We start from the raw sequence: 22,008 nt of genomic DNA on the forward strand, positions 1-22,008 counted from the left end.
CCATCTGTCAGAGTCTTGGGACAAGACGGGCAGCGCCGCGCCTATCCGGGTTCGGCGCTGCTGGCGTTCGAGGCAATGCCAGGCAAAGACGGAGGCTTGGCGATGCGAAACGGTCGTTCACGACGGACAATGTATGTTGGAGCGCTGCTGTTCGGCGCGGCGTTGCTCTCGCTGTCGACAGCCTTCGCACAGACCGGCCCGGCTCCGGCTGGCGCCAAGCAGATTCCGACCCTCGATGGCAAGCCGCCGCTGATCCTCGGGCATCGCGGACTGCCGGGGCTGGTGGCCGAAGAGACCGAGGCATCGTACGAGCTTGCGGCAGCGCTCGGCACTGATGCGCTCGAAGAGGATCTGCACCTGACCAAGGACTGCGTCCTCGTGGTGCGCCATAACCCCTGGCTCAGCGACAACACCAATGTGGCCGAGGTCGCCAAGACCAACGCGACTGTTGCGGCCCGCAAGCGCACGGTGCCCGGCGTGCGCGTGAAGGCGCCTGCTTCCCCGACCGCGCCTGCTGACTATCTGACCGATCTCACCGATCCCGCGGATCTCAAATCGGTGCTGAAGTCGCTGATCGTGGATGGCGAGGACCACACCAACGACTGGTCGATCACCGACTTCACCATGGCCGAGCTGAAGGAATGGATCGCCGGAACCACCTATGATGCCGCCAACGAACGGCCAAAGATCTTCAACGGAAAATTCCCGGTCATCAGCTTCCAGGACGTCATCGACATCGCCAAGGCCAAAAGCAATGCGACGGGGCGTCCCATCCTGGTCTATCCCGAGACCAAGAACCCGACCTGGAACAATGCCCAGGCGATAGCAAACGGCTGCGGCGCGCCCGGCAGCCGTCCGCTCGAAGATGCCCTGATCAAGATCATCAAGGACAATGGACTGAACACCAAGGACGCGCCCATCCTGGTCCAGAGCTTCGAGCCGGGTAGCCTGAAATACATGCGCAGCCATGGCCTCGAGACGCGGCAGGTCCAGCTCATCGACGGCAACGGCATCGACTTCAAGACCGGCAAGGTGCTGCTCAACAACATCACGAGCTCGCGTCCGTTCGACTGGACGATTGCGGGTGATGCGCGCCTCTACGATGCGATGCTGACCCCGGAGGGCCTTGCCGAGATCAAGACCTATGCCGACGGCATCGGTCCGTGGAAGGCCTATATCGTTCCGCTCATGATCGCGCCGTGGAAGGACAGCAACGCCGACGGCACACCCTACAAGGGATCGACCCCGGAGGCATCGACGCAGGAGCCGACCAGCCTCGTTGCCGACGCGCACAAACTCGGCCTGTTCGTGCACGTCTTCACATTCCGGAACGAGAAGAAATATCTCGCCGCCGATTATCGCGGTGATCCCGGTCTCGAATATCTCAAATTTTTCCGTCTCGGTGTGGACGGAGTTTTCACCGATTTCACGCACACTGGCGTTGCCGCTCGCGCAGCCTATCTGCGCGAGCTCGGCTGGTAGGGCTGCCGTACGAATCGGACACGCGACGAGCCTTCGGCCCTGGGACGAGCGTGTCCGGTTTGGTTGCCTTGGGCTGCCTGCTGCTGCGCGTCGGCGGGGAGCTAATGTTGCCCAATCCACGCCAAAGGTTTTGCAAAGTTTCGGCCACGTTGCAGTGCGGCATAATGAAAATCGTGCTATTCCGTTGCGGTGCTTTCCAACCGCGTTTGACTTGGGTTAGAGAGGGCTGAAGTTTTCTCTGACCCGGAATTCCCATGGCCGCACCCAAGAAAGCCGCCGCAGGCGCTGCACAGGACAAGACCGACGGCGGTTCGCCCCCGGAATTCACCAGGGAACAGGAGCTCAAGGCGCTCCGCGACATGCTCCTGATCCGGCGGTTCGAGGAAAAGGCCGGCCAGCTCTACGGCATGGGCGCGATCGGCGGCTTCTGCCATCTCTATATCGGCCAGGAGGCCGTGGTGGTCGGGATGCAGATGGCCCTGAAAGAGGGCGATCAGGTCATCACCGGCTATCGCGACCACGGCCATATGCTTGCCACCGGCATGGACGCCAATGGCGTCATGGCCGAGCTCACGGGGCGCCGCGGCGGCTATTCCAAGGGCAAGGGCGGCTCCATGCACATGTTCAGCAAGGAGAAGCACTTCTACGGCGGTCACGGCATCGTCGGCGCCCAGGTCTCGCTCGGCACGGGCCTCGCCTTCGCCAATCACTATCGCGGCAACGACAGCGTCAGCGTCACCTATTTCGGCGACGGTGCGGCCAACCAGGGCCAGGTCTATGAGAGCTTCAACATGGCGGAGCTCTGGAAGCTGCCGGTGATCTACGTCATCGAGAACAACCGCTACGCCATGGGCACCGCGGTCTCGCGCGCCTCTGCCCAGCAGGACTTCTCCAAGCGCGGCGCGTCCTTCAACATTCCCGGCAAGCAGGTCGACGGCATGGACGTTCGCGCCGTGAAGGCTGCGGGCGACGAGGCGGCGGCCTGGTGCCGCGCCGGCAAGGGCCCCTTCATCCTGGAGATGCAGACCTACCGCTACCGCGGCCACTCGATGTCCGACCCTGCAAAATATCGCACGCGCGAGGAGGTCGAGAAGGTTCGCCACGACCAGGACCCGATCGAGCAGGTGCGCAACCGCCTGCTTGCCGCCAAGGTCAGCGAAGCCGATCTCAAGGCGATCGACGCCGAGGTGCGCGACATCGTCAACGCGTCCGCCGACTTTGCCCAGCATGATCCCGAGCCGGATGCCGCCGAGCTCTGGACCGACGTTTACCGCTAAAACGCGCGCAAGCTTTCTTTTGGAGTCGATATGCCAATTCAAGTGCTGATGCCCGCGTTGTCGCCCACGATGGAAAAGGGCAACCTTGCCAAGTGGCTGAAGAAAGAGGGCGAGCAGATCAAGTCTGGCGACGTGATCGCCGAGATCGAGACCGACAAGGCGACGATGGAGGTCGAGGCGACCGACGAGGGCACGCTCGGCAAGATCCTGATCCCGGAAGGGACCGCCGACGTCGCGGTGAACACGCCGATCGCGACCATTTTGGCGGACGGCGAGAGCGCCGCCGATCTTGCCAAAGCGCCTGCGCCGGCGGCGAAGGCTGCGGAGTCCGCGCCGCCCGCCGCTGCCAAGGCCGAAGCGCCCGCGCCGAAGGCTGCACCGGCGCCGCAGGCGGTCGCCGAGCCTGATCCGGAAGTGCCCGCCGGCACCGAGATGGTGACGCAAACCATCCGCGAAGCCTTACGCGATGCCATGGCCGAAGAGATGCGCCGCGACGCCGACGTCTTCGTTATGGGCGAAGAGGTTGCCGAATATCAGGGCGCCTACAAAGTCACGCAAGGATTGCTCCAGGAATTCGGCGCCAAGCGCGTCATCGACACGCCGATCACCGAGCACGGCTTTGCCGGCGTTGGCGTCGGTGCCGCCATGACCGGTCTGAAGCCGATCGTCGAGTTCATGACGTTCAACTTCGCCATGCAGGCGATCGACCAGATCATCAACTCCGCGGCCAAGACGCTCTACATGTCAGGCGGCCAGATGGGCTGCTCGATCGTGTTCCGTGGGCCCAATGGTGCGGCAGCCCGCGTCGCCGCCCAGCACAGCCAGGATTATTCGTCCTGGTACTCGAACATTCCGGGCCTCAAGGTCGTCGCGCCGTTCTCGGCCGCCGATTACAAGGGCCTGCTCAAGGCCGCGATCCGCGACCCCAATCCGGTGATCTTCCTCGAAAACGAGGTGCTCTACGGCCACACCGGGGAGGTGCCGAAGCTCGACGATTTCGTGATCCCGATCGGCAAGGCGCGCATCGTGCGCTCGGGCTCCCACGTCACCATCATCTCCTGGTCGAACGGCATGACCTATGCGCTGAAGGCCGCCGACGAGCTCGCCAAGGAGGGCATCGAGGCCGAGGTGATCGACCTGCGCACGCTGCGCCCGATGGATACCGAGACCATCGTCAACTCCGTCAAGAAGACGGGGCGCGCCGTCACCGTGGAAGAGGGCTGGGCCCAGAGCGGCGTCGGCGCCGAGATCGCCGCGCGCATCATGGAGAATGCCTTCGACTATCTCGACGCGCCTGTGACGCGCGTCTCCGGCAAGGACGTGCCGATGCCCTATGCCGCCAACCTGGAGAAGCTCGCGCTGCCCTCGGCGGCGGAAGTCGTCGAGGCCGCCAAAGCCGTCTGCTACAGGTAGACCATGGCGGGCCCCAAGGAGCAGCCACTGCCGCCCGACGTCATGACCCGCGAGGACGCGGTCGAAATCCTGCGCGTGTTCGTGCTGGACGGCGGGCTGTCGATGGCGTTCCAGCGGGCCTTCGAGGAGCCCGACATGTGGGGCCTGCTGCTCGTCGATCTTGCCCGCCACGCCGCGCGCGCCTATGCGCGCGAGAGTGAGTACACCGAGGAAGACGCGCTGAACCGGATTCTCGACATGTTCCAGGCCGAGATCGAGCGTCCCACCGACACCGGCACGACGACGCCGCGCGGGAAGGGGCACTGATCGTGGCGATCGAATCCTATCACTACGATTTCATGCTCGAGGCGATCCGCGAGGCGCAGGACTCGATCGCGCAGGGCGGCCTGCCGATCGGCGCGGTGCTGACGCGAGACAACAAAATCATCGCCCGCGGCCACAACAACCGCGTGCAGGAGAACAACGTCATCCTGCACGGCGAGATGAGCTGCCTGCGTGAGGCCGGCGCGATCTCGTTCCACGACACCGTCATGTACACCACGCTGTCGCCGTGCTCGATGTGCGCCGGCGCGCTCGCTTTGTTCAAGGTCAAGCTCGTGGTGATCGGGGAATCCGTCACCTTCGAGGGCTCCAAGGACATTCTCGACAAGTTCGGCATCCCCTGGATCGATCTTGCCGACGACCGCTCCATCACCATGATGAAGACGTGGCGTTCCAATCCCGCCAATGAGCGCCTGTGGCAGGGCGACATCGGCAACTAAACCTGGTCCTGTTCGTCCTCGCTTTCGGGGACGACGTTTTGAGAAGTTCTTCGTGAGGTCAGCATGCCCATCAACATCCTGATGCCCGCTCTCTCGCCGACGATGGAGAAGGGCAACCTCGCCAAGTGGCTGAAGAAGGAAGGCGACAAGGTCAAATCCGGCGACGTCATCGCCGAGATCGAGACCGACAAGGCGACCATGGAGGTCGAGGCCATCGACGAGGGCACGATCGCCAAGATCCTGGTGCCCGAGGGCACGCAGGACGTGCCCGTCAATGACGTGATCGCGGTGCTCGCCGGCGAGGGCGAGGACGTCAAGGCGGCAGGTAGCGCGAAGCCGAGCGCTTCGGCCGCGCCGCCGAAAGCCGCTGAGGCTCCCGCCGCTGCTGCGGCCCCTGCGCCAGCGCCCGCCGCGCCCAAGGCTGCACCGCCGCCCGCTGCCGCACCTGCGCCCCAAGCTGCTGCGCCTGCCGCGCAAGCCAACGGCCATGGCGGCCGCGTGTTCTCCTCGCCGCTGGCGCGCCGTCTCGCCAAGGAAGCCGGCATCGACGTGTCGATGGTGACCGGCACCGGCCCGCACGGCCGCGTCGTCGCGCGCGACGTCGAGCAGGCCAAGTCCGGCAAGGGCCTCAAGGCGCCCGCCGCGGCACCGTCAGGCGCGCCCTCGATCGCGCCCACCATGTCGGACAAGCAGATCCTGTCGCTGTTCGAGCCGGGCTCCTACGACATCGTCCCGCACGACGGCATGCGCCGCACCATTGCGCAGCGCCTGACCGCATCGATCCAGAACGTCCCGCACTTCTACCTGACCATCGACTGCGACATCGGCAAGCTGCTCGCCGCGCGCGAGGAGATCAATGCCGCTGCGCCGAAGGACAAGGAGAAGAAGCCGCTCTACAAGATCTCGGTCAACGACTTCGTCATCAAGGCGATGGCGGTCGCGCTCCAGAAGATTCCAAACTGCAATGTGAGCTGGACCGAAAGCGGCATGGTCAAGCACCATCATTCCGACGTCGGCGTCGCGGTGGCGATGCCCGGTGGACTGATCACGCCGATCATCCGCAAGGCCGAGACCAAGACGCTCTCCACCATCTCCAACGAGATGAAGGATTTCGCCGCGCGCGCCCGCTCGCGCAAGCTGAAGCCCGAAGAGTACCAGGGCGGCACCACGGCGGTCTCCAACCTCGGCATGTACGGCATCAGCCACTTCACCGCCGTGATCAACCCGCCGCATGCCACGATCCTCGCGGTCGGCACCAGCGAGGAGCGGCCCGTCGTGCGCGGCGGCAAGATCGAGATCGCGCACATGATGAGCGTGACCCTGTCCTGCGATCACCGCGCCATCGACGGCGCGCTCGGCGCCGAGCTGATCGGCGCGTTCAAGCAGCTGATTGAAAATCCCGTCATGATGATGGTCTGAGATGGCGCATGACGACGCGCTGGCCCTGGATCTCGATGCTGGTTTCGCTGATCCTCACGCTCAGCCCGTTCGGCCGCGAGATCATTGAGGCCGCCTTCTTTGCCGGTGAAGCGCTATCGCGCAACATCTGGGGGCCGATCGCGCTCACCATCTTCGCCATCATGGCGGCGGTCATTCTCGTGGAATGGCTGATCAGAACCTACGTCTTCAAACGCCGCGCCCGCGGCGCAACGACCGCCTGAGTTGAATGGGAGCCGCCATGGCCGACACGTCTTTCGACATCATCATCATCGGCTCCGGTCCGGGCGGCTATGTCACCGCGATCCGCGCCGCCCAGCTCGGCTTCAAGACCGCGATCGTCGAAAAGTCCTATCTCGGCGGCATCTGCCTGAACTGGGGCTGCATCCCGACCAAGGCGCTTTTGCGCTCGGCCGAGATCTACCACTACATGCAGCATGCCAAGGATTACGGCCTGTCGGCGGACAATGTCTCGTTCGATCCGAAGGCGGTGGTGCAGCGCTCGCGCGGCGTCTCGAAGCGGCTCAACGACGGCGTCGGCTTCCTGATGAAGAAGAACAAGGTCAGCGTGATCTGGGGCGCCGCTTCGATCGATGCGCCCGGCAAGGTCACCGTGAAGAAGTCCGACGTTGAAGGTCCCAAGGGCTCGCTGGGCGAGGGGACTTATCAGGCCAAGCACATCATCGTCGCGACCGGGGCGCGGCCGCGCGTGCTGCCCGGGCTCGAGCCCGACAAGAAGCTGATCTGGACCTACTTTGAGGCGATGGTTCCGGAGAAGATGCCGAAATCGCTGCTGGTGGTCGGCTCCGGCGCGATCGGCATCGAGTTCGCCTCCTTCTTCCACTCCATGGGCTCCGACGTCACCGTCGTCGAGGTGCTGCCGCAGATCCTGCCGGTCGAGGACGCCGAGATCGCCGGCCTTGCCCGCAAGCGGCTGGAGAAGCAGGGCATCAAGATCATGTCCTCGACCAAGGTGACGAAGCTCGAGAAGAAGGCCGACAGCGTCGTCGCCACCATTGATGACGGCAAGGGCAAGCCCGTGACCACCGAGTTCGAGCGCGTGATCTCGGCGGTCGGCGTCGTCGGCAACATCGAAAATCTCGGCCTGGAAAAGCTCGGGGTGAAGACCGATCGCGGCTGCATCGTCATCGACGGCTACGGCAAGACCAACGTGCCCGGCATCTACGCCATCGGCGACGTCGCGGGCCCCCCGATGCTCGCGCACAAGGCCGAGCATGAAGGCGTGATCTGCGTCGAGGCAATCAAGGGCCTGCATCCGCATCCCATGGACAAGAACATGATCCCGGGCTGCACCTACTGCCAACCGCAGGTCGCGTCCGTCGGTCTCACCGAAGCCAAGGCCAAGGAGAACGGCCGCGAGATCCGCGTCGGCCGCTTCCCCTTCGTCGGCAACGGTAAGGCGATTGCGCTCGGCGAGGACCAGGGCCTCGTCAAGGTGATCTTCGACAAGAAGACGGGCCAACTGCTCGGCGCCCACATGGTCGGCGCCGAGGTCACCGAGCTGATCCAGGGCTATGTCGTCGCCATGAACCTGGAGACGACGGAAGAAGAGCTGATGCACACGGTATTCCCGCATCCGACGCTGTCGGAGATGATGAAGGAAGCCGTGCTGGATGCGTATGGGCGCGTCTTGAACATCTGACGGCCGCCGTCATTGCGAGCGAAGCGAAGCAATCCAGAATTCATCCGCGGACTGGATTGCTTCGTTGCTTCGCTCCTCGCAATGACAACTGCGGACGAGCGGTTTCAATTGGAAAAGCACAACAACAAAAGGGAATGAACCCATGCACGACAACGACAACCTCACGATCGAACGGCCGACCTTCGTCACCCATCTCGAATGCGCGATGGAAGGCGATCATTACGCCGCCGACCAGGTCCACAACCTCTCCAACGCCGGCAAGCCGCTCTTGGTGCGCTACGACCTCGCCGGCGTGAAGAAGGCGCTGACCAAGGACGCGCTCAGCAACCGTCCCGCCGACATGTGGCGCTACCGCGAGCTGCTGCCGGTCCGCAAATGCAAGGACATCGTCTCGCTCGGCGAGGTCACGACGCCACTGATCCGGCTGCCGAGCCTCGGCAAGAAGCTCGGCGGCGGCGAGATCATCGTCAAGGACGAGGGACGCCTGCCGACCGGCTCGTTCAAGGCGCGCGGTCTCGTCATGGCGGTGTCGATGGGCAAGGCGCTCGGCATCAAGCACATGGCGATGCCGACCAACGGCAATGCCGGCGCGGCGCTCGCAGCCTATGCCACCTCCTGCGGCATCAAGACCACGATCTTCTGCCCCGCCGATACGCCCGAGGTGAACGTCAGCGAGATCGAGCTGCAGGGCGCGACCGTCTACCGCGTCAACGGCTATATCGACGATTGCGGCAAGATCGTCGGCGAGGGGAAAGCGAAAGTCGGCTGGTTCGATACCTCGACGCTGAAGGAGCCGTACCGCATCGAAGGCAAGAAGACGATGGGCCTGGAACTTGCCGAGCAGCTCGGCTGGGACGTGCCCGACGTGATCTTCTATCCGACCGGCGGCGGCACCGGCCTGATCGGCATGTGGAAGGCGTTCGACGAGCTCGAGAAGATCGGCTTCATCGGTTCAAAGCGCCCGCGCATGGTCGCGGTGCAGGCCTCCGGCTGCGCGCCCATGGTGCGCGCCTATGAGGCCGGCACCGAGCATGCGACGCGCTGGGAGGACGCCCACACCATCGCCTCGGGTATCCGCGTGCCGCAGGCGATCGGCGATTTTCTGATCTTGCGCGCCGTGCGCGAGAGCAAGGGCTTTGCGATTGCGGTCGACGACGACAAGATCTCGGCGGCGCTCAACGAGGTCGCGCGCGAGGAGGGGCTGTTGCTGTGTCCCGAGGGCGCCGCGACCTACGCCGCCTACAAGGAGAGCCTTGCCGACGGCCGCGTCTCGAAGGGTGACCGCGTGATGCTGTTCAACTGCGCCAGCGGTCTGAAATACCCGCTGCCGCCGGTCACCCGCGCGCTCGATCGCCACAAGCCGATTGACTACTCGCAGTTCTAGGCAAACCAATCAGCCAGAGCGCGATGATCGCGCTCTGGCGCGTCATTTCGTCTCTTCACGAATGATCCCTCTTCCCGTACGCGAGAAGGGACAAGAACAACAACGACATCGCTGGGGAGAACACAATGAAGAAGGCCATCTGGGCCGGGTTGATCGGTATTCTCGCGGCTAGCGGCGCTGCGCGCGCCGACGACTATCCCTCGCATCCCATCACCATCATCGTGCCCTTTGCGGCCGGCGGACCATCGGATGCGATGGCGCGCGTGCTTGCCGAGCGCATGCGCGTATCGCTCGGCCAGCCGCTGGTGATCGAGAACGTCACCGGCGCCGGCGGCTCGCTCGGGGTGGGGCGCGCCGTGCAATCGCCGCCTGATGGTTACACCATCTCCTTCGGCCATCTCGGCACCCATGTCGCCAACGGCGCCGTCTACAAGCTCAAATACGATCTCGTCGCCGATCTCGAGCCGGTGGTGCTGCTGCCGAGCAACCCGATGATCGTGGTCAGCAAGACCGCGGTGCCCGCGACCTCACTGAAGGAGCTGCTGGAGTGGCTGAAGTCGCGGCCGTCGCCGCCGACCGCAGGCACGGCCGGCGCAGGCTCCGGCAGCCACATCGCCGGCGTCTATTTCGAGAGCGTGTCCGGCATCAAGCTGCAATACGTGCCGTATCGCGGCACGGCGCCCGCGTTGAACGATCTCATCGCCGGCCAGATCGACGTCATCGTCGACCAGACCTCAAACTCCATCAACCAGGTCCGCGCCGGCACCATCCGCGCCTACGCCATCACCGACGACAAGCGTTTGGCTTCGGCGCCCGATATTCCGACTGCGGAGGAAGCGGGCCTCAAAGGCTTCAACATGACGCTGTGGTCGGGAATGTGGGTGCCAAAGGGCACGCCGAAGGAGATCGTCACCAAGCTCAATGCGGCCGCCGTCGAAGCGCTGAACGATCCCGCAGTGACGAAGCAGCTCGAAAGCCAGGGCCTGGAGATGACACCGCAGGATCAGCTCACCCCTGAAGCCCTCGGTGCGCGGCAAAAGGCCGAGATCGCCAAATGGTGGCCGATCATCAAGGCCGCCAACATCAAGGTGGATTGAAGAGGAGCTGTCACCGACCCGTTTGCTCGCGGCCGGCAATCATCCCCTTGGTTTCGCTGCCTGCCGCCAGCGCCCGGTCCAGGCATTGCATCATGTCGGTGGGGACGAACGGCTTGCCGAGAAAACAGACTGCCCCGGCCTTGAGCGCGCGCACACGCACGCTCTCATCCGGGAAAGCGGTGATGAAGATGAACGGCGTCGCCGAACCCTGCGCTCGCATCTGCGTCAGCAGATCTATTCCGGTCATCAATGGCATCTGCACGTCGGCGATCACGCACGAGGTGTCAGTCGAATCCGCCGACCGCAAGAACTCCTCGGCGGAGCCGAATGTGTGGACGGTGTATCCGCGCGATTCCAGCAGATTGTTGATCGCTGCCCGCACGTAGGGGTCATCGTCAAGCACCGAAATGACCGAAGACACCGACAAGACGTCCGCTCCTCGCCCGGAATTACGCGCTTGCCGTCGCCACGGCTACAGATGAGCGCGCAGGGTGGACCTGTCAGTCACCATTGGAAACTCATACTTAGGTTTGTATGTCGGGCTTACTGGGTCGAATTCCGAGTGCCTCGCTCATTCTCACCAGATCGGCCAGCGACTTCGCGCCCATTTTCCGCATGATCTGGCCGCGATAGATCTTGACGGTGATTTCCGCCAATCCGAGCTGGGCGGCCACTTGCTTGTTCATCAGGCCAGCCGTCACCAGCGACAATACGTCTCGCTCCCGCGAGGACAGCGACTCGAAGCGTGATTTGACGGTCGAAACCGTCTTGTTGAGGTCGCGGCGCTTGCGGTCTCGCTCGATCGCGGACTGGACTGCGTCCAGGATGTCCTGGTCGCGAACCGGCTTGGTCAGGAAGTCGATGGCGCCGCTCTTCATGGCCCGAACTGTCATGGGAATGTCACCATGGCCAGTGATGAAGATGACGGGCGTTTGGATGTTTGCCTTGGCAAGATCGGACTGCAGGTCCAGGCCGCTGGCTCCGGGCAGGCGGATGTCGAGCACCAGGCAACTGGGGACTTCCGGCGGCTTGGCCTGGAGCAATTGCGGTGCCGAGCCGAATGCTTCGACCTTGAGGCCGACCGACTCGAACAGATTGGTGAGCGCACGGCGCATGGACACGTCGTCGTCGACGATGAAGACGACTGGCTGGTCGCCGTCCTCCTGCACCGGCGAAGGCTCAGCGCGCTCGGTCACGATGTCTCCTCTCGATGGCGGGGCAGGGCGATCTGAAAAGTCGCGCCGCGGTCCTGGTTCGATGCGGCGGAAAGTCGTCCGCCATGGGCCTCGATGATGGAGCGACAGATCGACAGCCCCATGCCCATGCCGGACGACTTCGTCGTGAAGAATGGCATGAACAGGCGATCCATCACCTGTTCACAGATGCCGACGCCGCCGTCGGCGACGCTCACCAGCACCGCCTCGTCGTCACCCGCTGCCGAGCGGATGCTAAGCTCGCGCGGGCGATCCTCGACGCCTTCCATGGCCTCGATGCCGTTCATGATCAGGTTGATGAGGACCTGTTGCAATTGGATTCGATCGCCAAAGATCTTGGGCAGTGCGGACGACAGCTCCATGCGCACCGACACGGCGTGGCTGGCCATCTCGCGCTGAACGAGCGCGACGGCCTCGCGCACGACAGCGTTTGCGTCGAGCGGAGCCATCTCGATGTCGGACCGCTTGGCGAGCGCCCGCACGTGGCGGATCACGTCGCTGGCACGCGTAGCGTCCTCGATAATCCATTCCACGGAGCGCCGGGCCGCGTTGAAATCGGGCGGGCTGCGCTGCAGCCAGGTGAGGCAGGCGTCGGCGTTTGCGATCACTGCGGCGAGCGGCTGATTGATTTCATGGGCAATGGAAGCCGTCAGTTCACCCAGTGTCGTGACGCGCGTCACATGGGCCAGCTCGGCCTGGGCCTTGCGCAGCGCCTCTTCGGCTTGATCGGCCCGGATCGCCGCGGTGACGTCGGTGCAGACGCCACGGTAGCCCAGAAAAGTCCCGTCGGCGTCGAAGAACGGCTTGCCGCTGGTCCGCACGTAGATCGGCTGCCCGTTGCGGTCCCTGCTGCGATACACGAGGTCGCGGAACGGAACGTGGGCGTCGAGCGCGGCCCGATGTTGTCGCCATTTTTCCGGTTCGAGATCTGCGTCCGGAGCGATGTCCCAGCGCGTGAGGCCGATCAGGCCCGCGGGCGCGGTGACGGTATAGGAGTGCTCCGATACCAAGGTGACGCGATGGTCTGGTCCTGTCTCCCAGAACCAATCGGACGCGGTTTCGGCATAGTCGCGAAAGCGCTGCTCGCTCTCACGAAGCCTGCGCTCTGCCTCCTTGGTCGCCGTGATGTCGCTCACCGATCCGACGAACTCCACCTGACCGCCGGAATCTCGCGTGGCCCGGGCCACCGCTCGGACGTACTTGATGGAGCCGTCGTGCATTACGAGCCGATATTCGTGGTCGTAGTCCTTTCCCTCGCGCGCGGCCCGGCCCGTGGTCCGTTGCACCGCGAGCCGGTCCTCCGGATGGATACGCTCGAGCATGACCGGGATCCGTGGCCTGCTCCCCTCATCGCATTCGAAGATGCGATAAGTCTCCCTGGACCAGGTGATCTCGCTGGTCGCGGCCCTCCAGCCGAAACTGCCCGTGTGGCTCAACTCCTGCGCCTGGGCGAGATAGGCCTCGCTCTGTCGCAGCGCATTCTCCGCTTCCTTGCGCTCGGTGATGTTCTCGCAGGCCACCAGCACCATCGGCTCACCATCGGCCCGCAGCATGGTCTTGGCGTTCTCGCGCACCCAGAGCACCGACCCGTCCTTGCGCACCTTCCGGATTTCCCAGGTATGGGACTGGTCGACGGTCTCGAGGCACAGCGCGACGCATGCGCGGACCAAGTCGCGGTCTTCCTCGAAGAAGACGTCCAGCACCGACCGGCCGATCAGCTCCGCGGCCGTATAGCCCAGTTGCGCGGCGCCAAACGTATTCACGTTGATCACGGTTCCGGCCGGATCGACCATGAAGTACATGACAGGATTGTGCTCGAAGACTTGCTGCCACTGCTTGACCGCCTCAAGCAAGCCGCCATCGGGATCGGTGTGCGGCTTGGCGGCTACAGTTTGTCTGACGCAGCCGGCGAGGAATTGCGCGGCTGACTTCCCCAACGTCACTGCCCGGCGAGGCTTCATCGCAGACGCTCCCGGCCTTCTATCTGCGTGAAGACAAGTAGAGCACGTTGCCGCGAGAGGAGCAATTCCGGCCAAAGTCGGATTGGGGTTATGGCATTCGCCCTTGAATTGACCGCTCTCCGCACCGGCCATCGCAGCGCGTCAAGTACGCCATGCCGGCAGAGTTTTCACCGTGGCCGTGCAGTCGGAGCGTCATGCGCTGTCTCGTTGAAGATGAACGAGCGCGGGAGCACCGGGCGAATACGGACAAACCTAGGTATAGCTCCTCCAATCCTAGTCATGTCGGGCATTTACCTCCGTACAATTGAGCGCTTCGTGCCCGGAAGACTACCCTCACGATCAATAGGGAGTGTCGACCAGCCGATCGCGGCGAGCGCATGAGAACAGGTCTGAAGCTTGCGGCCGAGGCCGCACTTCTCGACAGGCAGCCGCAAGCAACAGAGGGAGACAGCAATGTGCGATGCATCCGTACTTCCTGAGCGTGGCCTATCCCAGTCCGAACGTTGCCCTTCGGTCAATGGCTGTGCGGTGTGTAGCGGCAAGTTTGGTCTGATCCGCTACTACTCGTGGCGCACCGCGCTCTGCTCGAAGACGTGTGTCGATCGTTTCCGCACCCGCCGCGAGCGCGATCGCCAGTGGTTGTTTCGGGCTCAGTTCGCGTGAGGCTGGATCGGAGAGCTGACATCGCGCCGAAGGGCTGATTCGGGAGCCTGTATGTTGAACCGCTCATGCAAGCTCTTGTGGTCGATGGTTCTCCTCTGCTCCATCGCGACGGCCCAGGCGCAGGAGACCGGACACGGTGCCGTTCATCGCCAGCACCCACCCCAGGACCAGGAGCTGCACGAGAAATTCTATTCGACCTGGCACATGCCGGACAATCCGAGCCTCAGCTGCTGCAACAGCGCCGACTGCTATCCGACCGAGATCAAGTACGTCGACGGCAAAATCTTTGCACGACGCAGGGAGGACGGGAGGTACATTCTCGTCCCACCGCAAAAAGTGGAGCGAAACAGGGACAATCCGGACGGCCGAAACCATCTTTGCGCTCCACCGCCCGCATTGTCTCCGCTGGACAGCGTCTACTGCTTCGCTTTGGGAGGTGCCACATGAGATTCGCCTTCGTGCTGGTGAACGACCGGACGCCGTTCCGGCAGATCGGGTGCATGCAGTGCTGCGAGCCGATCAGCGGTAGCTATCTCCGCGAGATCGCGACCCGTCTGCATTATTGCGACTATCAGTGTTACGCATTGTTCTGCGAGGCCCTGGCGAATGATCGCGTGAGGGCGGCTTCATGAAATTCGTGCTGGTCAATCACGAGCCCCCGCGGCGCGCGGCCACGTGCAGCACATGTTCGCGGTCGATCCAGTCCGGCTATGTCCGGCATGTGCGGACGCAGCAGCGCTACTGTGACTACGATTGCTACCGGCGAGGCGAATTTCCGACGCTGTTGATGCAATGGCCGATGCCCGGGCGCACAGAGCTGGGCGCCGGGACCATCGAGGCCGCCGCTCGGAGCATGATCGAAATGTTGGCGGTCTTGAGTGCCGTCTCGTGCTGGAGCTACACGATACAGACCTGGACCTTCGCAAGAGCCTTGACCGGCGCATATCTGGACGGCCGCGACCTGATCACGACGGAAGGAGGTGATACCTAGCCGCGCGACCGCACTCGCGTGGAAGCCGCAGCAACGGAGCCTTGCGAGCGCCGCGTCCAGCCCCGGCGGCGTCGACTAGGGAGCGGTTGCTGCGGCCGCCACGGGTGCGGTTGCGCCGGCCTGGTGCGTCACCACGCGCTGATCGCTCTTGTCGGCGACCACGCCGCCACCCTCGAACCTTGCGCGATACACCAGCACGTTCTCCATCACGCGCTGGACGTAGTTGCGCGTCTCCGACAGCGGAATGCGCTCGACCCAGTCGACCGGGTCGACATTGGGATCTCTGGGATCGCCGCGCGCCTGCACCCATTCGCGCACCCGGCCGCGGCCGGCATTGTAGCCGGCGAAGGTCATGATCTGGTTGCCGCGATATTCCGACAACAGCGCGCTGAGCTCGGCGGCGCCCATCTGCGTGTTGTAGACGGGATCGGACACCATCCTGTCCCAGTCATAGGTCAGGCCGAAGCGCTTTGCGGTGTCGCGGCCGGCTTCCGGCGTCACCTGCATCAGGCCGACCGCGTTGGCGGGCGACTTGTCGCGCTGGTCGAACGAGCTCTCGGTGCGCGCGACCGAATAGATCACGCTGGTCTCGATCGCGGGCGCGACCTGCTTGTGCTCGGGGATGCCGATGGTCGGGAAGGCGTAATGGTCGAGCGCGAGCCCGCGCGCCAGCGCCGACTTGCCGACCTCCAGCATCACGCGCGCATCGTTGCGGCGGCCGGCGAGTTCGCCGAGCGCTTCGAGCGACGCGACATCGTTGCTCTCCTTGGCGAAATCCTCGGCATAGTAGAACACCGTGTCGCGCTCGCCGATGCCGTAGAGCATGTCGGCGGCACGCACGCGCTCGTCGGCGGGGGGCGTATCGGCAGCGGCCAGCACGGGCGAGGGCGCCCGCAGCTCGATGCGGTCGATGCCGAGCTTGGTGCGCGCGAGCTGGCCATAATAGGCGGTCGGATAGAGTGCCGCGGCCTGATAGCTCATCCGCGCGTCCGCGGTTGCGCCCATGGCCTCGGCGGCACGGCCGCGCCAGTAGTGCGCGCGCGACAGCGCGATCGGATTGACCGAGCCCTCGTCGATGGCGGCGAAGTGCGCCATCGCGGTCCTGGGATCGTCGAGATAGCGCAGCGCGATCCAGCCGCACATGAAGTGATAGTCGATGCGGTAGACCTCCATCGCCGGCACCGCAGCCGTGCGCACCACGTCGTAGGCGGTCTTTGACTTGCCCTGGTCGAGCAGCTTGCGCGCCAGCAGGCGCCGTTCGCGCCACCAGGCGTCGGTGTCCTGCGCGGTCATCATGCCGGGCGCGGCGGCGAGGATCACCTCGGCCGCGTCGTCGATCCGGTCCTTCTGGAGATGCCACTGCGCGCGGCACAGCACATAGCCGAGATCGCCGCGCGCCTCCGCCGGCACGTCGTCGAGATAGTCCTTGGCCTTGTTGGCCTTGCCGGTGACGGCGGCGCAGGCCTTGACGATCGCGAGCGCATCCTCGCCGAGCCGTTTTGCCGCGCGCCGCGCAGCGCCATAGTCCTTGGCGCCGAGGCGCTTGTCCATGCGCGCGCGATGATCCTCAGCGGTGAGGAGATCGCGGAATGCCTCGTAGGAATCCTCCTCGCTGCGTTCGGACAATTCATCACCGCGCCAGGCCTCACGCACCAGCCGTGCGGCCCGGTCGGTGTCGCCTTCGCTCAGCAGCACGCGGGCCAGCGCAAACTTGCCCTTGGCGCTGGTCGGCCGGTCCAGCGTGAATTTGTGCACGGTGGCCGCGTCGCTCTTCTCCTGCCACAGCCGCGCTTCGGCGCGGCGGCGCAGCAGCGCGCTGCTCGGCCAGTCCGGATTGGCGGCGAGGAAGCCGGCGTAGCGCTTGAAAGGCGCGGTGCTCTCGGAATGACGCAGCATGAACCAGTCGGCGAGCTTTTGTCCGGCGGGATCAGCGATGCGGTCGCGCGCGGCGTTCGCATCATCCGCCTTGCCCTTGCGGGCGAGGTCGATCGCGTCCTTGAGCGCCGCGAGATCGCCGGTCAGCGGCGGCGGAGCCGGCTTGTCCGCGGGCTCGTCGTCCTGCTTCTTCGATTTGCGCTTGGCCTCGGCATGCTTGCCGTGCCGCGACTTGGCCGCGGTGTGGCGCTGTTTGCCGGCCTTCGCCTCATGCGTCTTCTTCGGCGCAGATGATTTGTGACTGCTCTTCGCCGCCAATTCGGCGGGAAAGAAGGCCATCGCGGCCACGGCAACGACACACGCGAGCGAGCGTAGGCACTGGTTCATTGGATGGTCCCCCTGCGAAACCACTACAAACCAAGGTCCGCGACGACATGCGGCTTGAGAATCAAGGACGACACGATGCCACGACATCGTTTCGCATTCCTCACGCTCACGCAACAATGCGGCAAAATACGGATGCAGGCGGGAACTTCCGAAATGGCGGAAAAGTCACCGTCTTTAACCTTTGTTAACGAATGGGGCTCGCGCGACGGTTGCGGCTGCTGGCGGCGCCATGAAGGGCCGGATTGCTCGTATTCCCGCCGCCAAATCCGGTATATTGAGTTCCATCCGTCCCTTCAGCACTTTGTCCCTCATGCCGCTTTTCAACCAGACGATCCGGCGCAAGATCGTCGGCATCGCCCTCGGATTGATCGTCCTGATGCTGGTCACCTCGATCCTGTCGATGGTGATGTCGAGCCAGGTCGGCGTCCTCCTGGACGAGCTGACCAACCGCTACATCCCGGCCTATGGCGATCTGGCGCGCGCCAACATCCGCTCGCTGGAGCGGTCGGTGGCGCTGCGCCGCATGGTCATGATGAAGATGCAGGAGGCCCCGGACGAGGAGGCCTATGCGGCGCGGCTGAAGGAGTTCGAGGAAGCCGACCGCAGGATCGAGCAGGAGACCTCGGACGCGCGCAGCCACATCAACGCGATCATCGACGATAGCAGGACGCCCTCGGACAATGCCGCGCTGGCGCGGATCGACACCCGCATCGAAACCGCTGTCTCCGAGTTGCGTCACGGCATGAACGAGGACCACGCAAGGCTCCTCAAGCAGATCGATGCCAAGCAGATGCCGGAGGCGCGCGGCACGCTGGAGCATCTCGACGCCCTGCGCGACCAGTTCAATCAGAGGATCGACGGCATTCGTGGCGACATGCTCAAGCAGGTCTTTGCCTCAACGTCGACGGTGGTCGGTCGGCAGCATCAGGCGATCATCATCTCGGGCATCGTGACCTTGCTCGCAGCGGTCGTCGGCTTTGTCTTCGCGCTTTTGGTCTCCAGCGGCATCACGCGGCCGGTGCGGCTCCTGCTTGCCGGCACCCGCGAGGTCGAGGCCGGCCGCTTCGACAAGCCCATCACGGTCTCGACAAAGGACGAGATCGGCGAGCTCGCCGCCGCCTTCAACCGCATGGTCGAGCAGCTCCGGCACAACGAGCGTGTCCGCGAGACCTTCGGCCGCTACATCGACCCGAAGGTGGTGCAGGGGCTGATCGACCGCCCGGAGGTCTCCATCGACGGCCAGCGCCGGGTCATGACCATCATGTTCTGCGACATGAGCGGCTTCACCTCGATGAGCGAGGGCATGACCCCGCGCGGCCTCGTCAAGGTGATGAACCACTATTTCACCGTCATGTCCGGCCCGATCAGGAGCAATCGCGGCGTCATCGACAAATATATCGGCGACGCCATCATGGCCTATTGGGGCCCGCCCTTCATCGAGGAGGACGAGCCCGCGCTGCTCGCCGGCCTTGCCGCCATCGACATGGCAGAGCAGGTGCCTGCGCTCCAGCGGCAATTGCCTGACCTGCTCGGCATCCGCGCCATGCCGGCGCCGTGCGACCTGCGGATCGGCATCGCCACCGGCGAGGTCCTGACCGGCAGCATCGGCTCCGAGCTGATGATGAGCTTCACGGTGATGGGTGACGCGGTGAACCTCGCCTCCCGGCTCGAGGCCGTCAACAAGACCTACGGCACCCGCATCCTGATCGCGCAGGCGACCGCGGAGGCGATCAGCGAGCAGCTTGAGCTGCGCGAGATCGACCGTCTCGCGGTCGTGGGCCAGACCCTCCCGCAAGCGATCTTCGAGGTGATGGCACGGGCCGGCGCGCTCACCGGCGCGCAAGCGAGCCTGCGCGCGCACTACGCCGAAGGTCTCGCCGCCTACCGTGCGCGCCGCTTCGACGAGGCGCGTGCCGCCTTCAATGCGGCGCTCGAAGCCGTCCCTGGGGACGGCCCGTCACGCACGCTGCTCGGCCGCATCGCGCAGTTCGAGACCGATCCGCCGGATGAGGGATGGGACGGCGCATGGCGGCTGGAGCAGAAATAGCGGCGGCGCCGGAATAATTGATTCTACTTCATAACGATGTTCGCCGTGACCTATTTCCCGGGCTTAGGTTTGCTGTCCCTAAGGCGTTTGATGGGGACACGCCGATGACAGAACTTCAGGACAGGCTGGAACGGTTCGAGACGCTCACCGCCGAATGCGAGTTGATCACCAAGCTCGCCACGGACAGCGCCAAGCGCGAGTTCTATCTGAAACTCTCGGAACAGTATCGCCAGCTGGCGCTGGACACACGGCAGGCGATCGCGACCAGGGCTGTGGCCTGACGCGGGCGGCAATCCGTTCTTAATGTTTGGCGCGCATCCTTGCTGGATGTGAGCGTCGCGGTTCGCGATTGCTCGCAGCGGCAACGCGGGGGCCCGTTGTGATGCAGCGAGCCTTGATGACGTCCTTTGCCGATCGCTCCTGGGGCAATCGCATGCGCCTTCTTGCGGTGATCATCTTCGCGCTGATGATGGCGGCCTGCAATCAGGAGCAGGATATCACTGGCTCGACGCCGGCGTGCCCGATGCGGACCTACAGCTCTTTCAATCCCCGCGACATGAACCAGTGCGTTGCCGCCTGCAAGGCGTGCGAGCACGGCAAGACCGTGACCTGCACCACCTCCTGCACTCTCAAGGGCGCACACTGAGCCGCCGATCGGTGCGGCCGGCAGCTGCTGACGGTGTCCCGCCACCGGAACGATTCACATGGGTTAATCATTGAAGGGGCGGGCAGGATGCGGAGTCCTATGGAATGGGTATGCTCGATCCTGGTCGGTTCCTGGTGTCATGCTCGCATTGCGACGCCTGGCCGATGGCGGCCAATCTGAAACGTTCGAGCTGGACGGCGTCCCCGCACGAGGTCCGTTTCGTGTGCCCGCGCTGCCGCCGCGAGGAGACCGCCATCGTCTCCGCGTCCGGCGAACTGACCCCGATCAAGCGCATCGAGGTTCCGCCACCCGACGTCGCCGTCGCCTGGGCCCAGGCCCAGCGTCCGCGGGGGCGGAGCTGAGCGGTAAGCCGACCCGCATTTGGCGACTTCGCGGCTCAAGTGTGCAGCATCGCGCTGGCCGACAGCAATCCGAAGATGGTGAGGGCGTCCATCAACCCGCCGGCGGCTTCGGCTAGCCGCGTCCCGTGCGCGGCTTCAACCATTGCATGATCATGCCGCATGGCGACTGGCGGCTGCGTGGCAGCCTGTGCCTCGCGCTCGCATCTCTTGCGAAGGCGAGGGCCTGCTGAAGCGACCGCCGCTGCTCGGGCGCACGTGCCATCCACTCGCGTATGACGGCGCGCCGTATCCTCGACTTCAACATGGGAGAGGTCTCCAAGAGATCGATGAGGGAGAACGGATCAGGGAACGGCAGGATCAAGCCGCGGGGCTGCTCCGCCCTCTCCATGATCGACAGCGTGCCTATGCCGCCTCTTGCATCGGATAGGCTTGCGACCGTCGCGCGAGCAGGGCACTGCCGCATGGATGTTCGGCGCCCTGCAGGACGACGAAGCCACGCTTCGCCACCGCGGCGCGAAGATGTCCTTTGCTTGCGATTTCTGCGCGTCGAGCCAGATCACCAGCACGGCACGGGGGCCAAGGAAGCCGTCGAGCCAATCCATCGCCGCATCGAGCGCGCTGAGCGGGCGTCGTCGCCAGTCCACGAGGGCTGCGTCGTACTGGGCGGCCGGGAGGCCGCAATTGCCGGCCGAGGCAGCCAGAAAATATCCGCGCCTTTGCAGATCCATCATCAGTTCCATGCTCTTCGCGCCGACCACGACAATGCGCTGCCGGGGCGAGCAGCCTGCGAGCGCGATCATGGGTTCAATGATCCTGTCGCTGACCTCTGAGGTAGACATGAGTACACCGGTTCGGTTGTTGTTGCCTGGCAGGGCAGGCCGAATCTTGCGGGATGGTTCGTGGCGGCACGCCACACCGTCGCGCGGTTCGCATTCCCTGCGATGCGTCACGCGGACTGGCGTGACCGGCTCGATATGTTGCGGGTCGCGATATGATTTCGAGATGAGCGCGGTCCCGATCGTATAGGCTCCGCATAGGACCGCTGGGGCCACTATGCCGCCTCTACAAACTGGCGGTCCCATTCCTATCGAATTCAGATTTGCCCGACGTCATGTTCTGACGTGGAGCTGCAACTCTTTTTCGGAGGTCAGGATGCCGGCATATCGCGCACTTGTGGTGGGACGCCACAGCGTACCGATCGGCGTGGTTCAAATGGATTGCACCGACGATGAATCGGCGATCTCTCGTGCCGCGAAACTCGTCGACAGCCATGATGTGGAGCTCTGGCAACTCGATCGGCCGGTCGCCAGATTCGAAGCGCAGTCCGGACACATGCACAGGAAATAAT

Annotated in this window: 22 protein-coding genes; 17 read left to right on the forward strand and 5 right to left on the reverse strand. The window is 64.3% G+C overall.

The features are described from left to right. Positions 1-129: 129 nt before the first annotated feature. The 10 genes from AAFG16_RS24810 (at position 130) to AAFG16_RS24855 (ending at position 10,514) form a co-directional block, all read left to right on the forward strand. Complete coding sequence (locus tag AAFG16_RS24810; RefSeq protein WP_283086782.1) at positions 130-1,482, forward strand: glycerophosphodiester phosphodiesterase family protein; 1,353 nt, start codon at positions 130-132, stop codon at positions 1,480-1,482. Between the two features lie 254 nt (positions 1,483-1,736). After that, entirely contained in the window at positions 1,737-2,759 is a 1,023-nt protein-coding gene (pdhA, locus tag AAFG16_RS24815; RefSeq protein ID WP_283086783.1) for a pyruvate dehydrogenase (acetyl-transferring) E1 component subunit alpha, read from the forward strand. 30 nt (positions 2,760-2,789) lie between these two features. Continuing rightward, positions 2,790-4,172 carry a pyruvate dehydrogenase complex E1 component subunit beta gene (locus tag AAFG16_RS24820; RefSeq protein ID WP_342729552.1) on the forward strand — a complete coding sequence of 461 codons (1,383 nt, stop codon included), beginning with the start codon at positions 2,790-2,792 and terminating at the stop codon, positions 4,170-4,172. A 3-nt stretch (positions 4,173-4,175) separates the two neighbouring features. Continuing rightward, on the forward strand, positions 4,176-4,478 hold the full coding sequence (locus AAFG16_RS24825) for a DUF5076 domain-containing protein (RefSeq protein ID WP_027559362.1): 303 nt from the start codon (positions 4,176-4,178) through the stop codon (positions 4,476-4,478). Positions 4,479-4,480: 2 nt separating this feature from the next. Next, positions 4,481-4,933, forward strand: coding sequence for a nucleoside deaminase (locus AAFG16_RS24830; RefSeq protein ID WP_342729556.1), 453 nt, complete (start codon positions 4,481-4,483; stop codon positions 4,931-4,933). A 63-nt stretch (positions 4,934-4,996) separates the two neighbouring features. After that, positions 4,997-6,352 carry a pyruvate dehydrogenase complex dihydrolipoamide acetyltransferase gene (locus AAFG16_RS24835; RefSeq protein WP_342729558.1) on the forward strand — a complete coding sequence of 452 codons (1,356 nt, stop codon included), beginning with the start codon at positions 4,997-4,999 and terminating at the stop codon, positions 6,350-6,352. A gap of 8 nt (positions 6,353-6,360) precedes the next feature. Further along, positions 6,361-6,594, forward strand: a complete 234-nt coding sequence (locus AAFG16_RS24840; RefSeq protein WP_283086787.1) for a hypothetical protein — start codon at positions 6,361-6,363, stop codon at positions 6,592-6,594. Positions 6,595-6,611: 17 nt separating this feature from the next. After that, complete coding sequence (gene lpdA, locus AAFG16_RS24845; RefSeq protein WP_283086788.1) at positions 6,612-8,033, forward strand: dihydrolipoyl dehydrogenase; 1,422 nt, start codon at positions 6,612-6,614, stop codon at positions 8,031-8,033. Between the two features lie 142 nt (positions 8,034-8,175). After that, on the forward strand, positions 8,176-9,417 hold the full coding sequence (locus tag AAFG16_RS24850; RefSeq protein WP_342729561.1) for a threonine synthase: 1,242 nt from the start codon (positions 8,176-8,178) through the stop codon (positions 9,415-9,417). A 125-nt stretch (positions 9,418-9,542) separates the two neighbouring features. Then, the gene (locus AAFG16_RS24855) at positions 9,543-10,514 is read left to right on the forward strand and encodes a tripartite tricarboxylate transporter substrate binding protein BugD (protein WP_342729564.1); all 972 of its coding nucleotides are present in this window, start codon (positions 9,543-9,545) and stop codon (positions 10,512-10,514) included. A gap of 10 nt (positions 10,515-10,524) precedes the next feature. On the opposite strand, the gene AAFG16_RS24860 is transcribed toward AAFG16_RS24855, so the two are convergent. The 3 genes from AAFG16_RS24860 to AAFG16_RS24870 all read right to left on the reverse strand — a co-directional run bounded on the left by AAFG16_RS24860 (position 10,525) and on the right by AAFG16_RS24870 (position 13,689). Further along, entirely contained in the window at positions 10,525-10,941 is a 417-nt protein-coding gene (locus AAFG16_RS24860) for a response regulator (protein WP_342729566.1), read from the reverse strand. Between the two features lie 97 nt (positions 10,942-11,038). Further along, complete coding sequence (locus AAFG16_RS24865) at positions 11,039-11,710, reverse strand: response regulator transcription factor (protein ID WP_283086792.1); 672 nt, start codon at positions 11,708-11,710, stop codon at positions 11,039-11,041. Further along, the gene (locus AAFG16_RS24870) at positions 11,707-13,689 is read right to left on the reverse strand and encodes a PAS domain S-box protein (protein ID WP_283086793.1); all 1,983 of its coding nucleotides are present in this window, start codon (positions 13,687-13,689) and stop codon (positions 11,707-11,709) included. The genes AAFG16_RS24865 and AAFG16_RS24870 overlap by 4 nt, the downstream gene beginning before the upstream one ends. Before the next feature lie 1,106 nt (positions 13,690-14,795). On the opposite strand from AAFG16_RS24870, the gene AAFG16_RS24875 reads away from it, so the two are divergent. Next, positions 14,796-14,984 (forward strand): hypothetical protein, encoded by a 189-nt coding sequence (locus AAFG16_RS24875; RefSeq protein WP_283079050.1) that lies wholly within the window; start codon positions 14,796-14,798, stop codon positions 14,982-14,984. After that, positions 14,981-15,343: a hypothetical protein gene (locus AAFG16_RS24880; RefSeq protein WP_342729572.1), complete on the forward strand. Its 363-nt coding sequence runs from the start codon at positions 14,981-14,983 to the stop codon at positions 15,341-15,343. Before AAFG16_RS24875 ends, AAFG16_RS24880 begins: the two co-directional genes overlap by 4 nt. A 75-nt stretch (positions 15,344-15,418) precedes the next feature. On the opposite strand, the gene AAFG16_RS24885 is transcribed toward AAFG16_RS24880, so the two are convergent. After that, complete coding sequence (locus AAFG16_RS24885; RefSeq protein ID WP_342729574.1) at positions 15,419-17,605, reverse strand: lytic transglycosylase domain-containing protein; 2,187 nt, start codon at positions 17,603-17,605, stop codon at positions 15,419-15,421. A gap of 310 nt (positions 17,606-17,915) precedes the next feature. Between AAFG16_RS24885 and AAFG16_RS24890 the strand changes: the two genes are divergently transcribed. From AAFG16_RS24890 to AAFG16_RS24905, 4 genes are all read left to right on the forward strand, one after another. Continuing rightward, positions 17,916-19,652 carry an adenylate/guanylate cyclase domain-containing protein gene (locus AAFG16_RS24890; protein WP_283079053.1) on the forward strand — a complete coding sequence of 579 codons (1,737 nt, stop codon included), beginning with the start codon at positions 17,916-17,918 and terminating at the stop codon, positions 19,650-19,652. A gap of 104 nt (positions 19,653-19,756) precedes the next feature. Further along, a complete protein-coding gene (locus AAFG16_RS24895) occupies positions 19,757-19,933 on the forward strand; it encodes a hypothetical protein (protein ID WP_283079054.1) in 177 nt (58 codons plus the stop codon). Positions 19,934-20,085: 152 nt separating this feature from the next. Then, entirely contained in the window at positions 20,086-20,298 is a 213-nt protein-coding gene (locus AAFG16_RS24900; protein WP_342740962.1) for a hypothetical protein, read from the forward strand. A 104-nt stretch (positions 20,299-20,402) separates the two neighbouring features. Continuing rightward, positions 20,403-20,660: a hypothetical protein gene (locus tag AAFG16_RS24905; protein ID WP_283079056.1), complete on the forward strand. Its 258-nt coding sequence runs from the start codon at positions 20,403-20,405 to the stop codon at positions 20,658-20,660. 341 nt (positions 20,661-21,001) lie between these two features. Here AAFG16_RS24905 and AAFG16_RS24910 read toward each other — a convergent pair whose 3' ends face one another. Then, positions 21,002-21,460 carry a hypothetical protein gene (locus tag AAFG16_RS24910; RefSeq protein WP_342729578.1) on the reverse strand — a complete coding sequence of 153 codons (459 nt, stop codon included), beginning with the start codon at positions 21,458-21,460 and terminating at the stop codon, positions 21,002-21,004. Between the two features lie 352 nt (positions 21,461-21,812). On the opposite strand from AAFG16_RS24910, the gene AAFG16_RS24915 reads away from it, so the two are divergent. Then, positions 21,813-22,007: a hypothetical protein gene (locus AAFG16_RS24915; RefSeq protein ID WP_342729580.1), complete on the forward strand. Its 195-nt coding sequence runs from the start codon at positions 21,813-21,815 to the stop codon at positions 22,005-22,007. Position 22,008 lies beyond the last annotated feature (1 nt).

This window comes from Bradyrhizobium sp. B117, assembly GCF_038969555.1.
Classification (GTDB): Bacteria; Pseudomonadota; Alphaproteobacteria; order Rhizobiales; family Xanthobacteraceae; genus Bradyrhizobium.

What these genes read in the sequence shown, in the direction of transcription:
- AAFG16_RS24895 (WP_283079054.1), top strand. Translation starts at nt 19,757, where the DNA reads ATGACAGAACTTCAGGACAGGCTGGAACGGTTCGAGACGCTCACCGCC.
- AAFG16_RS24910 (WP_342729578.1), bottom strand. Translation starts at nt 21,460, where the DNA reads ATGATCGCGCTCGCAGGCTGCTCGCCCCGGCAGCGCATTGTCGTGGTC.
- AAFG16_RS24835 (WP_342729558.1), top strand. Translation starts at nt 4,997, where the DNA reads ATGCCCATCAACATCCTGATGCCCGCTCTCTCGCCGACGATGGAGAAG.
- AAFG16_RS24855 (WP_342729564.1), top strand. Translation starts at nt 9,543, where the DNA reads ATGAAGAAGGCCATCTGGGCCGGGTTGATCGGTATTCTCGCGGCTAGC.
- AAFG16_RS24900 (WP_342740962.1), top strand. Translation starts at nt 20,086, where the DNA reads ATGCGCCTTCTTGCGGTGATCATCTTCGCGCTGATGATGGCGGCCTGC.
- AAFG16_RS24850 (WP_342729561.1), top strand. Translation starts at nt 8,176, where the DNA reads ATGCACGACAACGACAACCTCACGATCGAACGGCCGACCTTCGTCACC.
- pdhA (WP_283086783.1), top strand. Translation starts at nt 1,737, where the DNA reads ATGGCCGCACCCAAGAAAGCCGCCGCAGGCGCTGCACAGGACAAGACC.
- AAFG16_RS24885 (WP_342729574.1), bottom strand. Translation starts at nt 17,605, where the DNA reads ATGAACCAGTGCCTACGCTCGCTCGCGTGTGTCGTTGCCGTGGCCGCG.
- AAFG16_RS24880 (WP_342729572.1), top strand. Translation starts at nt 14,981, where the DNA reads ATGAAATTCGTGCTGGTCAATCACGAGCCCCCGCGGCGCGCGGCCACG.
- AAFG16_RS24905 (WP_283079056.1), top strand. Translation starts at nt 20,403, where the DNA reads ATGGGTATGCTCGATCCTGGTCGGTTCCTGGTGTCATGCTCGCATTGC.
- AAFG16_RS24915 (WP_342729580.1), top strand. Translation starts at nt 21,813, where the DNA reads ATGCCGGCATATCGCGCACTTGTGGTGGGACGCCACAGCGTACCGATC.
- AAFG16_RS24810 (WP_283086782.1), top strand. Translation starts at nt 130, where the DNA reads ATGTATGTTGGAGCGCTGCTGTTCGGCGCGGCGTTGCTCTCGCTGTCG.
- lpdA (WP_283086788.1), top strand. Translation starts at nt 6,612, where the DNA reads ATGGCCGACACGTCTTTCGACATCATCATCATCGGCTCCGGTCCGGGC.
- AAFG16_RS24870 (WP_283086793.1), bottom strand. Translation starts at nt 13,689, where the DNA reads ATGAAGCCTCGCCGGGCAGTGACGTTGGGGAAGTCAGCCGCGCAATTC.
- AAFG16_RS24890 (WP_283079053.1), top strand. Translation starts at nt 17,916, where the DNA reads ATGCCGCTTTTCAACCAGACGATCCGGCGCAAGATCGTCGGCATCGCC.
- AAFG16_RS24820 (WP_342729552.1), top strand. Translation starts at nt 2,790, where the DNA reads ATGCCAATTCAAGTGCTGATGCCCGCGTTGTCGCCCACGATGGAAAAG.
- AAFG16_RS24825 (WP_027559362.1), top strand. Translation starts at nt 4,176, where the DNA reads ATGGCGGGCCCCAAGGAGCAGCCACTGCCGCCCGACGTCATGACCCGC.
- AAFG16_RS24840 (WP_283086787.1), top strand. Translation starts at nt 6,361, where the DNA reads ATGACGACGCGCTGGCCCTGGATCTCGATGCTGGTTTCGCTGATCCTC.
- AAFG16_RS24875 (WP_283079050.1), top strand. Translation starts at nt 14,796, where the DNA reads ATGAGATTCGCCTTCGTGCTGGTGAACGACCGGACGCCGTTCCGGCAG.